Origin of the sequence: Traorella massiliensis (assembly GCF_900104665.1) — a bacterium.
GTDB lineage: Bacteria > Bacillota_I > Bacilli_A > Erysipelotrichales > Erysipelotrichaceae > Traorella > Traorella massiliensis.
The window spans coordinates 166,162-181,128 of sequence record NZ_LT629967.1; the positions used below are offsets into that span (position 1 = coordinate 166,162).

Consider the following 14,967-nt stretch of genomic DNA (forward strand, 5'->3'; position numbering starts at 1 on the left):
ATCACTTAAGTGCATTTTAAATCTTTTAATCAGATTGTCTATCCGCAATATAAAGATTGATCCTCACATTTAAGAAGATATACATAGTAACCATTATGATTTTGAATATTCATCTTCTTTTTTCCATTGCATAATATCTTGTTTATATAAATCTAACATATTTTCCTGATAACCAGATAATCCTTTACTCTTTATTAAATTACCTATATCTTTTGTCTGCGAATTTGTTAGGTTTTCAAGAATAGAGATCCTTTTTTGATCTATCTTCTTTGATGGATGTGAATAATAATAATCTTCACAAGAATAATGCCATAAATGAATTCTATCAGAATATCTTGTTTTTAATTTATCAGCGATCAGTAATCCTTCAGGATCAAAATCACCACAATAAAGCATTTCTATTCCAGCCTCATAAATTTTATCTAATAATAGATATCCACAGTAATTTAAATTCCCATATGTACAGACAAATCCTAATTGATCGATAATGTTCACTTTTGAAACATGTACAAGTTCTTGAAAAACTGATGGATTTTCAATAACAAGCACCCTTTTGCAACATTTACGATCAATCGAATCAATACTGTTAAGATTTAAAGCATTTACATTCCATATTTCAAAGCGATCATAAAACCCTTGCCATCCCGAATGAATCTTTTTATCGTTATCATACGCTAAAAGATGAGCAATCATACAAAAATTATTTATGTTTTCCTGAAGAAGGCCTACCTTATAAAAAGTTAAGTTCTTATCCAATAAAGATTTCTGCATATACGAATCAGAAGTAAAATAACAAGCACCATGATACAAAAGAGTATTCATAAAGCGATGATTGTCAAAAGAGTGAGGATCTCTTGTAATTTTTGCGGCAAATACCGACATCTTCATATTTTGATGACTCCACATAGGAAAATTGTTCATTGCATCCATGACCTGTTCACATTCAGCAATAAATTTCTCTGGTTCTTGATGAATCTTTTTGACCATTTGGATGTATATTGAATCTTTTGAATTCAAACAATATTCAAGCCATTCACCAGCTTTTGTATTTTTATATTTTTCAGATAAATTTATAAATATCTGATGTATTTTTTCTTCTTCTATTTGCCTGATCTTTTTATTTGATAATAAATCATCCTGAAAATACATTTGTAGCACAATATTGAAATCCGCTCCCTCAAATCGAGAGTTTTCAATGGCTTTTATAACCTGATTGAATCGTATTTTAATCATTGTTTGTTTATGAAAATTCATTCCTAAAAAATTGGCAATACATTCTCGATTATCATCATTGAGCTCAAGTAGTATCTGTCCGCCTGCATGTCCATATTTTTTTACTTTTTTCTTCCACTCTTGCATAAATGTATCAAAGTGATCAGACTTCAAATATATACACAACTCTTCATCAGGTGATCTCATATATTCACCAGCCTTTTCTTATAGCCATTCCATTCATAGGTAATTACACTGACATATTTGGCGTTTTCTGGTCTAAATAATTCATGAATCGCCAGTCCTTTAACATTTGGATAATCACCCCATAAAACCTGTGAATTCATAATATAATCAAATTTAAACTTTGCAATTAAATCAAACATATTACTAATGTTTTTATCATCCATCCCTGCAAAGGCTTCATCGAGTGCAATCAATACTGGAGCATCCTCTCTGGCATTTTCAAATTTGGCCGCAACTGCTGAAAATAGAGGCACATACATGGACATTGCTTTTTCTCCTCCAGAGAAAGAATAAAAGGCATTATTAGTCATTTCCTTTTTTCTCTCACCTTTTTTTTCATAAAGGATTCTAAAATCAAACCAATTTCTATAATCTAATACTTTTTTCATAACTGTATGTAAAGATTCATTTGAATCCTCTTGCTGAGACAATTTCCGTGCTGTCGAAATCTTACTTCTAAAATGTGTGGAAAGAGCCTTATAATCACTATCTTTAAGTATATGAACATCTTTTGATAACAAAGCAACCAGCTTTTCAGAATTCAATTCATCCTCATTTTCTGCCTTATGGCTTTTCCATTGCAGACCCAATTTAAGCCCACTGCTCGTATTCATCTCACTCATATAACGATTCATATTTTTTACCCATGCCTCGCTTTTTTGAATATGATGTTTAATCTTCTTTGAAATTGTATTGATCAAAACATCTTCAATAAGATGGCGATCACTCTCGGCTAATAAATTATTCTGTATCTGAATATTATCATTCAATTTTTCTACCAGTTCAGAAAACGAAATTTTTGTTCCATGATAACGAGCATGAATATCAAGACGCTTTGCCTCTTCATCTTCTTCAAATAAATTAATGATTCCTAAATTGTATTCCTGCAAATTGCCTCGATTCGTGTAAAAAACATTCTGAAGATCAATTGAAAGATCCTTTTTCTTAATTGAAGCATTCTTTTCATTTAAATATTTATGTGCTTCGCTGATCTGTTCAAACGATATATCAGTTAACACATAACCCAGACTTGCTTCTTGTTTATATCTTTGATAAGCTTTTTGTTCAATCATTTCTTTTTCTGATCGAATGATATATAGTTTTGATAAATTTTCTTTATCATTTTGCAGTTTTTCTGACATTTTCCCCAGCATCTGGTTTTCATTAGCTTTAAGTTCTTCTATTTCTTTTAATCTCATTTCAATTTCATCTAAACGTTTTATAGTTTCTTCGAACCCGCTGTCTTTTAATTGCTTTTTAAGAACATCTAAAAGCTGACAATTCTTTTGAATTGAAAATTTAAGAGCAGAAATCTCGCCTTGAATCGCTAATAAATCATTCTCAGCCGACTCACATTGGCTGCAATAAGAAACATATAATTCATACTGATGAATATAATGAAGATGTCGTGTTATAAATTCCTGAAGGAGCATTTCATATTCTTTAAAGTCCTTTTTTCTCGCTTCAAAAACATCTTGCAGTGCATTTATACCAAGATGATCCGCTAATTCACTGATATGATGCTGAATCATAATGATTTCATTTTGACATTTATTAATATCATCCTCAAATTTCTGAATACTTCTTACTATCGTTTCTATTTCCTTTTCATTATTTGTTATCTTTTGTTTTATTGAATCTAGCTCATCTTTAGGGGGATAAGAATGATATTCTTTTTCCAAAATATCAAGACTGATATCAGCTTCATCTATTTTATGTAAAACATCTTTCTGTCTTGATAATAAATCATTGATAAGGCATTCATAAGCATTTATTTTTTCCTGCCGATATTTTTCACGAGTGTTCTTTCCTATAAAACAAGACAAATATGATTCAGAAATTGTTCCTGTAATATCCCCACTTTGATAAGTGAAATGATTAAATTTAGTATTACTGATATCAACTCCAATAGCAGAAAAAAACTCATTAAGATCCTTATCTGCATCATGAATCCAATAAGGTTTAAGAGCAGATAAGTTTTTAGTAGTGAAAAGATATGTATCCGCCATTCCCTTACGATGTGTCAGTACTTCAAAACGATATTTTTCTTCTACTACAAGAGCATTTAAAAGGTGAGAACGCATAAAAACTTCTTCTATCTGATTTTTAGTATTCTCTGAAATTTCATCGCCAAATTCTAACAATGTATATAAAGGCTGATATGAAATTCTTCTATCCTGTAGAAATTGTCTGTTTTCTTTCATTGCTTCATCAATTTCTGGAACAGGATCTTCCATATTCCTCCATTTTTCAAATTCACACTGAGCTTCATTTAGTTCTTTTTCAAGCTGCTGATTCATACTTTGATATTTATATTTATCTTCAATTAGATTTTTATATACTTGATTGTAAGAATCAGTTATTAACTTCTCAATATATAGATAAGAATCTTCGATATCGTATCTTCTTAAGGCATCATTGATATTCATCATCTTATCTTTGCTCATGATCAGTACTTGATTTTGTTCGTACCATTTATGAAAGGCTTCCTGTTGATCATCAATTTTTTCATTTAAAAGCTGCACCAGTTTTTCATATTCTCTTTCAGCCTTTTCCTGATTTTGTAGTTGTTCTTCTTTTTGATCAATCAGTGCATCTTTTAATTCATTTGACTTATTTTTCTCTTTAAATAACTCTATTCCTTCTTCAAGATCTCTGATTTCCTGTTGAATACAGGATCTGGTATAAGTATAATCATATTCTTTTTCTGGATGTAACATGACTTCTTGTTTTAAAGCAATATGTTCCGTAAACTGTATATTATCATTGATCTTTTCAAGATCATGATAATACTCTTCCAATTGAAGATAATGATCATTTTTTTGACCATCGGCTTTCTCCATATTTTCTTTAGCACGATTACATATGTCCCGTTTCTGGTCCTTTTGTTCTTCTTTCTTTTCCTTATTGTGTTCATCATCAGATATTTCTCTTTTTAAATCATTAATCCTATTTAAATGACCATCAAAATTTTTCTGATTTAAAACATTTCTTTCTTCTTTTAAGATCCTATCTTCATTCATCAGCAGTTCTAGTTTTTCTTTTCCATTTTTTTGCTTTATTTCTGTATCACTGATTTCTTTATTTGCCCTTTTGATTTCTGTTTCATTTTTTTCATATTCATCTTTGGCTTTCATATAAGCATTCAGTTTTTTTTCTAACTGAAGAGAATTGTATTGATCATAGATCTGAACAATAGATTTCGCAGAATCATAGCTTTGTCTTAACAAAAACAGCTGCTCTTCTATCTCATCCATACTTGAAATCGCTTCGCTCATCGGACGTAAATCATCCTCACTTAATGGCTGTAAGGAATTACTTAAAATGTCATGGATCATTGTCGGCTTTAATGAATTAGAAAGTTTAGGAGAGCGCACCTGCATTAGAAGATTGATGGCCTCTTTATATTCATCACGACTTGGAAAACCAAATAATGACTTATTTACACGTTCCATGTATTCTCTTTGAGAATCAATATACTGATCACCTATTCTATTTTTCAAAGCCGTTTTTGTAATGGCCAAATGGTTTTCCATTAAAAACAGATCTTTATTAATACGTCGATTATCTTCAATTACAAAATACCATGCATCTAATTGTTTATTTCTTCTTGCATGTAGACCCATACCAATTGTTTTATACATTTCTACATCTTCTTTTTTAAATTCCAGATAGAGATATCCTATACGATCATCTCTATCACTGTCCTCTTCTAAAAGATAATTTTCTATTCTTCTTGATTTAGTACCAAAAGAATCCAAGCGTTCACTACTTTTATTTCCGTCTAAAAGCAAAGGAATAAAACTTTGCATAGTGACTGATTTTCCGCTTCCATTACTTCCCCTTAAAAGCATATGGCCATCTTTAAAGTAAAACTCCTCATTGACATAATACCAAAAATCAACCAGTCCTAAGCGATTCATATGCCACTGTGCTTTTTTCATATCTCGCCCTCTCTTTCCATCATACCACCTGTTATTTTCCCAACAATCGGATAGATTAATACCTGATCGCTTTCTTCAATAAAACCATACCGGATCATTTCTTTCATTACGTTCACTGCCAACTGTTTTTTCCCTTGTTCCCGATATTTTTTAGGAAGTTTTTCAAAATATGGCTGAATAGCATTTTCACATAGTCGTAAAAAACTATCTTTTTCCATATATATTTTCTCATCAGATAGAGGTTTTAATTTATAAGCAGCTACTTTGCGAACAATCTTTTCATTTACAAACAATATCAAATCAGAAATGGTATTATTAGCAGGAAAACTTTTTCCCATTGAACTCTCTTCATCAACGCTGATATAGGCACTTGTTTTATGTACATGTAAAGTAGAATTAAAGTAAATTTCAAAATCATGACTGATTTGATTACGATAATTACGAATATACAGAAAATCTTCATTTTCATCATCGTTGCGATAGACTCCAGGTGATAAAAGAAGCTTTCTATAAATTCTTTGTCTTCGAACGACTCCTCTATCTTCGTCTACATTGATCCACTCACTATTTTCGAAATCTTCTGGTTTTTCATACTCCATGACATCACGAACAAAGTTACGAATAAAATAACGTGACGTTCCTGTATTTTCATATAGAACTTCTGTTGAGATATCTTGTGTAAAACGTTCTTCGTCCCCTTCTGTCTGAATCAGCATTCCTTGAGAAACACAGTATTTTATAACCTTTACAATTTGTCTTCTTGCGGTAAAATTTGTCCAGTCAAAAGATTCTTCACTGAATTGCGCATGAACATATTCTGTCAAAGATGACAACACAAATTGCTCTTCTTTTTCCTTTTCCTCTAAAAACATCAGTACATAACACAACATTTGATATTCACGCACACTTTGAAATTCCTGAATTCCCATCCATGCTTCCGCTTTTCCTGGTATCTTTTCAAGTTTTATCATCTGGGGATTAATGACGATGATATAACCCAGTTTCTCCTGCATGAATTTCTTTATTTCCTTTAGATTATCTTTGATCATGTAAAATAAGGCCGAATCGTCTTTTTTTAAAATCCATCTGCGACTCATTAATTCCTCAATTGCCTTCATAAAATTCCTCCATTCTGAAGTGAATACGAAAAGACGGCATATAAAAATCTCCATCTTCACATTTTACTTCGCACATTTTCAGATGGCTGTCATCAATCCAATAATCAGCTCCCCATTCACATTTGCCTGCATGATTTAAATCAGCCAATCCTCTGCTTAAAAGATTTAAAAGCAATTTACGGGTATATCCATCAATCATCGGCAATTCTGAAAAATCAATCGTATTTTCTTTCATCAGTTCCATGATAATATTTTGATCATTTTTGATTCTATCGAGATGCTGCTGACGCTGTATTTCTTTTTCTAATGTATAATCCTGTGCTGGAAGACGTTTGCTTCTATTTTTTATGATTCTTATCCTTGGCTCCAAATCATAGTAAGTAGGATCTTCATCATAGACACCACTATCAATACTATCCGTTTCTCTCACATTTAGATTTTTCAAATGCAAACAGGTATCTACTCCAAAAACCATGGAGCTCATTTTATGCGCTTCATTGATATTTTGACACATGCCGAATATATGAGCGATATGACGATATTCTTCTTTCCGATTCGCACCTATATTATACAATTCACCGATTTGCTGGGCATATCTTGTAATTTTGCGAATGATATCACTTGTAATATCACTCATTCTTTCTACTTCACTAACACTATTTTCACCAACAAACCAGTTATGAATACTTTGCCATCTTCCCTTTATATTTTCATAAATTTCTTCTTTTTCAATCTTTCTCTCAATTCTAGGAATTGATATTTCATATTCACAAACTTTATCAAATATCGTCATGATAGAAGTTTCATCGACTTCTTTGATGTATTCTTCTAAAACAAGAGCCTGTTCCTGTAATCCTTTCACAAAGTTCCGAAGATATTAAATAATTTGATCTTTAAATATTAAAAACTCATTGGTTTTCATCATTTCTTCAGCACGAGCACTACTCAATGTTCGAATATAATCCTGATAATTACGATTTAATCGAATAAAGTCATTATTTAAATCGTTCCACCAAATACTTACTTCAGAGATATCTTTTTGAGAAATCTCTTTTATTTCACAAATCCGTTTATGAATCCTTTCAAGTAAAGAAGGCTCTAATGAAGCTCCTTCTACTTCTAAATTTTCAAGACGAATCATCATTCGTTCTATTTCAATGGTATAGTCGCTAAGCTGATAGCGGTATTTACGATTTTTAAATTCTTCAATCGTCAGCACCTTCGTTGTATCTTGCATAGCCTCAAGATTTTTCCATTCCGTCAATTGACTTAGATCCGACTGACACAATTCAAGCGTATAATCTGGAAATAATCCTGTCTGTATCATCATTTCATAAACATCTTCTTTATGCATCCAGTAATGAATTTTTTCATACTCTTCATAAAAATATCGAATAATTACACGATATCTTTCAACATTTTCAGCACGTAAATAATTGATTTCAGATAATGGTTTTAATAATTTCTCATTTATTTTCATGACTTACTTCCTCATTGCTAGTATATCATTTTATGTAATGATTCGATAGTAAATATTTTTAAAAACTTATTTCATCATCAATCTGAGCAATTACATCATTTTTCACAATAAAGCAAACAGTAATTTTCTGTCTTCCCTCAAATGTATCATAAATACGTCCTGCACTTCGAGTCCCTTTAGCTACTGAATAAACACTATTCGCAACATAGCCTACAGTAGCTCCTGCCTCCGTTACGACCTTGATGGCTTCTTCATCATAGTCATTATTCACATCTTTTTCTAACCATAAATTCTGTCCCACCTTAAAAATCTCAGTTCCAAAATAATGACTTGTACCTACAATGGTAATAAACATATATATCCCTCCCACCATCATTATAACAAACTCCCTGTTAACTTATTTTAACACTCACAAAAATATGTTAGAATAAAACCAGGTGATAATATGAAACAGATAACATTAGCGATTTATGAAATCATGTGTCATGAATCAGATGAAGAGCATCCTATTTCAAGACATAAAATATTAGAGCTTCTTGAAAAGCGTTATGATCTAGAAATTACCCGTCAAACCTTGAAAAAGCATTTTGACCTGTTAGCAGAGCATGGAATTGAAGTTGAATATGATAGCATTAAAAAAGCATATTATCTAAATTCACGTGAATTTGAAAAATCAGAGATTCATCTATTATGTAATGCTGTCTATTCTTCACATTTTATTCCCGAATCAGATTCAAAAAAATTAATCAAAAAATTATTGGATACACAAAGCAAATATGTTTCACAAAGTTTTAATAATAATGTCTATGTAAAGAATGAGCGTAAATCTTTAAATAAACAATTCTTTTATAATGTCGAAACCCTTCTTGAAGCCATCCAAAACAAAAAAGCTGTTTCTTTTCTATATATGAAATATAATCATCAGAAACAGCTAGTACCTAGAAGAAAAGAAAGATATTTGATTCATCCCTATCATATTATTTATGCGAATGAAAATTTTTATCTGATCTGTCGTAATGATCATTATGATAATTTATCGCATTATCGAATCGATCGTATGCAAGATATACAAATAACTGATATAGTTTTAAAGAAACTTGGTAAGGATTTTGATCCTTATGAATACGCCAAAACAAAGATTTTTATGTATGGCGGGGATGAAGAAATGATTTCGCTTCTTTGTGATGATGTCATATTCGATGATATCATCGATCGTTTTGGAAGAGATGTCATGATTCAAAAAGCTGGCCATGATCACTTTCAGGTTTATCTGAAAAGTTCAAGACAAGGCATTCTTTATTTTGCTTTACAATATGCTGCTCACTGTCAGATCATGACACCCGCTTCTTTAAGAAATGAAATGATCCAAATATTACAAAACACTTTAGAGAAATATCAATCTAAACGATAAACTTTTCGATATATTCAATATATCCATCATTTCCCCATTCTTTTGTCCAAAATTCAACACTGCTATATACTTTATTTAAACATTGAATATACGTTTCAATTTCAACATCGGGATATTGATCATAAAAAGACTGACCTAATGATTTACTTAAGTAAATCATGATTTCATCTACACAATCTTCAAAATTAAATGACTGCTGATGAAGATAAGCATACTGTCGAACAATTTCAATTTCCAGCATTTTTAATATCTCTCTTCCAGATAGCTTAAAAATAGAATTGAATTGATAAAGGACCATATCAATCACATATAATTGATCCAGATACTCATCAATTTGATCATCTTGAAAAATTCCAACTTCTTTTTTTGCACGAATACGTTTCTTTGTAAGCTGATAATCGGAAATTCTTTCTCCTTTTTTAGGAATTTCTTTTGATAATAATCCCATCATTTCATTCCAATGTGTTTCATCAAAAGGCTGCTGATCAGCAAGTATAGATCCTATTTGAACACCTACCGCATAGGTAAGCAGCTGAATCGCTTGTTCTTCTTCAAATCCATTTTCCAATAATTGATGATAGGTATCATATGTGCTTTGAGGATCTTTCATATCTAATTGATTCCTGACTACGTTTTCATATTGTTCACATATAAATTGTTTACTCATAATAGCCTCCTATAATATTCGAATGATCTGTTCATATAATAAAATATCTTGATTTGTAATTTTTTTGTTATCATGGTAATGTCCAAAAAACCAGACTTGATATTCAACCATATTCTTTATTTCTTCTAAATAATCTGTCAGCATATCTCTTTGATACATACCAAAAGATAAAATAGCTTGAATGCTGCTGGAAGCACAATGGGTAACGATATAATCAACCTTATGATTTACCTTTTTAAGATTGCTTCTGCCTTCTTCCATTTCATCTTCACTTGGTAATTCTTCTTTCCACCAGGATACATGATTGATTCTAAATGGACGTGGCTGTCTACGAGCTTTTTCTAACTGTTCAAAGAAATCAGGATCATGAGGTTCTAAGATCCCGCCACTAATATCATGAGAAGAGGCACCGCCAAAAGTAAAGAATGTCTTTCCTTGAATCTCAAATATTTGCCCTCTTTGTAAATGAATAACGGATGGACGAATAAAATGCACTTTCCCGCCATGCCACATTTCTGTTTTATAAGTATTCAAAAGATCATAATTTTCATGATTTCCATCTACCCATAAAGTAGTATATGGTCGGCTTTCCAGCCAGTCTAAACGTTCATCCTGCTCCTTAGATTCATTCCATAAACCAAAATCTCCACAAATAATGACATAGTCATCCTTGGTCATTTCGTTACATTCAAAAAAGATATCACTCTTGAATCTTTCATAATCTCCATGGCAATCACCTGTAATATAAATCATGATTTCCTCCTTTATTTTAAAAGCCGATTATATTGCTGATAAAGAGGGGATGAATATTTTAAAAGATGGTCATGAGCAAGCCTATATACAATGAATGATTTTGGATATTTAATTTCATCATCTATCTTATATTCTTTTTTAACTACGAAATCATGATAGTATTTATTTTCTACCATCCACTGAAATGCCTGTTCATCCGCTTTTATTTCAATATCTCTCTCATCTTCAAATGAAATCAGGCTCATTGATCTTGCTTTATTAAAATCACTTTTACAATGAGCTAATTCATGTAACAATGCAAAGTAAATGTCTGCAATTCTTTTATGCTTATAGGTAATATAAATGGCTGGCATATTACGATGTACTTTAAAAGCACCTCTGATTTTAGAACCTGGAAGGTCTTCCTGAATCACCAATGCAATTCCATTTTCATTAAATACTTTTACTAATTCCTGTTCATCGAATATATTCTGATTTGCTTTTTCATGAATATATCGTACAAGATATAAAATATTATCTTTTGTGTAATCCTTAACATCCTGTGTCAATGTTTCACGATAACATTTTTCAAGCCAGAGTAAAAGTAATTCCTTTCGATCATTTTTACTTTTATAGAATAAATGGGATTCTAGATCATTGAGTTGTTCTGGACTGCTTACACGTAAATATTTAAGTATATCTTTAATAATTTCAATGGGTTCATAGATATCTGTAAAACGTATCCATGTTTTTTTTATAAGAGTTTTATAATCAAATTTATTTAAATATTCTTTTTCACTCAAATGTTCTTTTTTTAAATAATGATCGATCTCATTTTCAATATGAAAATTGGATTCCATTCTATAGATATAGTCAATAGGAATACCTGTAACAAAAGAAATCGAATCAATGATTTGAGCACTTAATTCACTTTTTTTAGATAAAATATCTATCAAATGTTTAGGTGTAATATTGATTCTGCTCGCAAATTCTTTATTTGAAATATGATTCACTTCCAAATATTCTTTTAAATAATCTGCAAAACGTATTCTTCCCATATGCTCACCCCTTTCTTATTTTCTTAAAATCTTCATAATGATTCATTGAAATATATTCCAAGACAGCAACATTTTCTTTATCTCTTATGGACAAAATCAAACGAATAACGCCTCTATTTCTATTTAAATTAAAACTATAATATCCATTCAATTCATATTTCAATGCTTCAAAACCATACATATTTGAAATAGGATTCTTTTTCATTTCATGAAAAGATGAACATTGTCGAATATGATTTTTTATCATGTCTAATGTTTTTAATTCCTTGTAATGTTTTTGAATGCGCTTTTCACTCTTTTTATACAAATTTCCATATTCAATATACATCTTTCTCTTAATCACTTAACTGCATATATATTAACATATTGGTTAATATATATCAATATAAACACTGTAGTAAATGATACCTCCTACTATTTTATATGCATCAAATTTTAATAATTCCCATTTTTTTAATATTTTAGTTAAACTTATAAATGTCAACCTAAAAATGTACATTTTTAAGAAATAAGAATGTACATTTTTCTAATTTTCCTGTTCATCGTCTTTCTATTAATCAAAAAAAGAAATTTCCTAATATATAAAAGGAGTGACTTTTTCGAATCACTCCTTCTACATTCCTTTTAATTCTCGATATAATAATCGTGCATATCCATCTGTCATACCAGCAACATAATCCGCAGCTAACAGAAGTTTATCATAAATCTTTTCATGATCACTTTTGTTTTGTACAGCATCATGATAGTTTTCTAAATAATTTAATGAAAGCAAAGCAAGATATTTCTTTTGAATTTCGTTTGGTTCATAATAAGCAGAATCATAATGTAAAGTAGCATTCGTAAACTGGTCTAAAAAGAAGGTCAGTATTTCATTACCCATGATTTCTACACGTAAAATTGATTTATCACAGTAAACTTTACGATAAGCAAATTTTTTTAATTCCTGTATGATCTTGCTTTCTGAACTGCACATGATAAGTTCCTTATCAAATGTTCCATTCATGATTTCATCATAGTGGTTAATAAATGCATCTTTCACAGCAGTCACACAATACAATTGTTTGCTTGTCAGCCATTGAAAGATAGCTTGACGGTAGGGATCATGATCGACACCATCATAAACCTTTTCTTTCTTAGCACTTTCCAGCTTCATTTCTAGCTGTTTCCTGCCATTTTCATCACCACTTCTATCAATCACGCTCATTAATTCATCATAGGTATACATTCCCTTTTTATAGCCATCCTCTAGATCCGCAAAAGTATAGGCAAGATCATCTGCGGCCTCTAAGATAAAGGTCAATGGATTACGACAGCCAAAAGTACCTGTGTTAGCTTTAATGGTATTGAAAATATCTTTTTCACTCTCATAATAACCTATTTTCTTCGCAATTAATCTGCGATCTTTCTTTTCTTTTTCTTCTTCTTTTACTTTTTCTAAAGAATCTACCGGGTATTTAATGATCGTATCTAAAACACCACTTGTCAAATGCATCCCATATTTACCATTTAATCGATGAAGCTTGGTAATGATACGTAAAGCCTGAGCATTACCTTCATAATTATAGAAATCGAGTTTTTGTTGTTCACTAAGAAGCTCACTTAATTTTATACCATGATATTCTATCACCGGAAGATTCTTTTTGAACCATTCACGAATCGAGGATTCTCCAAAGTGTCCAAAAGGAGGATTGCCAATATCATGAAGCAAAGAAGCACAATTAAGTGTTTCTACAACATTATGGACATTGATTTCTTCTTCCTCTAATTTTTTATCTTGAATCTCACTGCATATCTGCTTTCCAATCAGTTTCGCAAGAGAAGCAACTTCTAGAGAATGTGTTAATCTAGTACGCACAAAATCACTGCTATCCAAAGGAAAGACTTGTGTCTTATCCTGAAGTCTTCTGAAAGATGCACTCGTAATGATACGATTATAGTCGCTTTCTACTTCACTTCTTAAATTTGTCAGCTTTTTACTTTTAGATTCCGGTATTCTTTTTTCACTTGTGATATCGTTCCAATTCAATCTCATGATACATCTCCTTCGATCTTCTTTATTGTATCACATTTTTTATTTTAATATATAAATTAGCTATTGCACATAACAAAACTGTTGATCATGAATCAAAGGATATCGAGTAATAGATGTATCTTCCAAATCTTCTTGAAATAATGAAATAGCACTTATCTGATTATTCTCATAGGTCTTATAGTAATAAATTCCTTTAGACAAATTGATGCAACATGAATAAACAGTAATATCATGATGCCCTTGAGGGGTAATGACACTACCTTTGACCATGGCCACACCATCTAAGATATGAAAAAACTGAGATATATTGGCATTTTCATTTTTCTCTGATACTGCATTATTCAAAAGAAAGGCTGCTTTCACAAAACGTGAGGCACTTGAAAAATCACCCGGCAATCCAATCGCTCCCATCCCTTGAGCATAAGGATTTAGATCTAGCTGTTTACTAAATTCATTCTGTGAATTTTTTGGTGATAAATGCTGATAATTATTTATATTCCATCGATGATATTCATAAGGCGGATTATTTGTCAATACTCCTATCTTATCTTCATAGATGTATAACCCATCTTCCATAGATTCAACGATAATACTTTCTTTATCATCGCTAATCATCCAATGTAACGGAGCCAATGGCATCTTTTCACTAAATGAGATATTTACTAGATTAATCTTTGATAAGTATTTTCTTGCCTCCTGTACATTAGCACACTGCCCCAATATCCAAGGAATCAATTCAAAAGGAGCAATATTATCCTTATCTTCTACCGCCATATGATAAACTGCATTACCTGGAAAATTCAAGCCAGCCATGGCTAGTCCTTTCTCATTGGCAGCTTCATAATATAAAGGAATATCATCTACAACTGTTGCCATTCCAATACAAGCATAATGATTTTTAAGTACTTCTTTCATTCTAAAATGAAAAGGCATCTTTCTAGGAGTGATGACCACTTCCTCATTATAGGAGTATTCCAAATCCAAGTTTCTTCCAAAATAACTATCACCATTTCTATAAATGATACTTGTACACATAACCATCTTCCTTTCTTAATTAGTATGAGTTC

General features: G+C 31.1%; 11 protein-coding genes and 1 pseudogene. 1 reads left to right on the forward strand and 11 read right to left on the reverse strand.

Annotated elements, in window-relative coordinates; all coding sequences use genetic code 11:
• Window positions 1-93 precede the first annotated feature (93 nt).
• From BQ5367_RS01975 to BQ5367_RS01995, 5 genes and pseudogenes are all read right to left on the reverse strand, one after another.
• Window positions 94-1,419 (reverse strand): TIGR02679 domain-containing protein, encoded by a 1,326-nt coding sequence (locus tag BQ5367_RS01975; RefSeq protein WP_071440899.1) that lies wholly within the window; start codon window positions 1,417-1,419, stop codon window positions 94-96.
• Window positions 1,416-5,402, reverse strand: a complete 3,987-nt coding sequence (locus BQ5367_RS01980) for a TIGR02680 family protein (RefSeq protein ID WP_071440900.1) — start codon at window positions 5,400-5,402, stop codon at window positions 1,416-1,418. The genes BQ5367_RS01975 and BQ5367_RS01980 overlap by 4 nt, the downstream gene beginning before the upstream one ends.
• A complete protein-coding gene (locus BQ5367_RS01985) occupies window positions 5,399-6,520 on the reverse strand; it encodes a TIGR02678 family protein (RefSeq protein WP_071440901.1) in 1,122 nt (373 codons plus the stop codon). The genes BQ5367_RS01980 and BQ5367_RS01985 overlap by 4 nt, the downstream gene beginning before the upstream one ends.
• Window positions 6,507-8,000 (reverse strand): annotated as a pseudogene (locus BQ5367_RS01990) (TIGR02677 family protein). The gene BQ5367_RS01985 and the pseudogene BQ5367_RS01990 overlap by 14 nt, the downstream one beginning before the upstream one ends.
• Window positions 8,001-8,058: 58 nt before the next feature.
• Window positions 8,059-8,355, reverse strand: coding sequence for an HIRAN domain-containing protein (locus BQ5367_RS01995; protein WP_071440902.1), 297 nt, complete (start codon window positions 8,353-8,355; stop codon window positions 8,059-8,061).
• Window positions 8,356-8,445: 90 nt separating this feature from the next.
• On the opposite strand from BQ5367_RS01995, the gene BQ5367_RS02000 reads away from it, so the two are divergent.
• Window positions 8,446-9,411 (forward strand): helix-turn-helix transcriptional regulator, encoded by a 966-nt coding sequence (locus tag BQ5367_RS02000; protein ID WP_071440903.1) that lies wholly within the window; start codon window positions 8,446-8,448, stop codon window positions 9,409-9,411.
• Here the strand turns inward: BQ5367_RS02000 and BQ5367_RS02005 are convergent.
• The 6 genes from BQ5367_RS02005 to bsh form a co-directional block, all read right to left on the reverse strand.
• Window positions 9,401-10,078, reverse strand: a complete 678-nt coding sequence (locus BQ5367_RS02005; protein ID WP_071440904.1) for a hypothetical protein — start codon at window positions 10,076-10,078, stop codon at window positions 9,401-9,403. The two genes, BQ5367_RS02000 and BQ5367_RS02005, sit on opposite strands and share 11 nt — an antisense overlap.
• Window positions 10,079-10,087: 9 nt before the next feature.
• On the reverse strand, window positions 10,088-10,831 hold the full coding sequence (locus BQ5367_RS02010) for a metallophosphoesterase family protein (protein WP_202615249.1): 744 nt from the start codon (window positions 10,829-10,831) through the stop codon (window positions 10,088-10,090).
• Window positions 10,832-10,842: 11 nt separating this feature from the next.
• A complete protein-coding gene (locus tag BQ5367_RS02015; RefSeq protein ID WP_071440906.1) occupies window positions 10,843-11,868 on the reverse strand; it encodes a helix-turn-helix transcriptional regulator in 1,026 nt (341 codons plus the stop codon).
• Window positions 11,869-11,872: 4 nt separating this feature from the next.
• Window positions 11,873-12,196 carry a hypothetical protein gene (locus BQ5367_RS02020; RefSeq protein ID WP_071440907.1) on the reverse strand — a complete coding sequence of 108 codons (324 nt, stop codon included), beginning with the start codon at window positions 12,194-12,196 and terminating at the stop codon, window positions 11,873-11,875.
• A gap of 285 nt (window positions 12,197-12,481) precedes the next feature.
• Window positions 12,482-13,900 (reverse strand): deoxyguanosinetriphosphate triphosphohydrolase, encoded by a 1,419-nt coding sequence (locus BQ5367_RS02025; RefSeq protein ID WP_235858719.1) that lies wholly within the window; start codon window positions 13,898-13,900, stop codon window positions 12,482-12,484.
• A gap of 60 nt (window positions 13,901-13,960) precedes the next feature.
• Window positions 13,961-14,935 (reverse strand): choloylglycine hydrolase, encoded by a 975-nt coding sequence (gene bsh / locus BQ5367_RS02030; protein ID WP_071440908.1) that lies wholly within the window; start codon window positions 14,933-14,935, stop codon window positions 13,961-13,963.
• Between the last annotated feature and the right edge of the window lie 32 nt (window positions 14,936-14,967).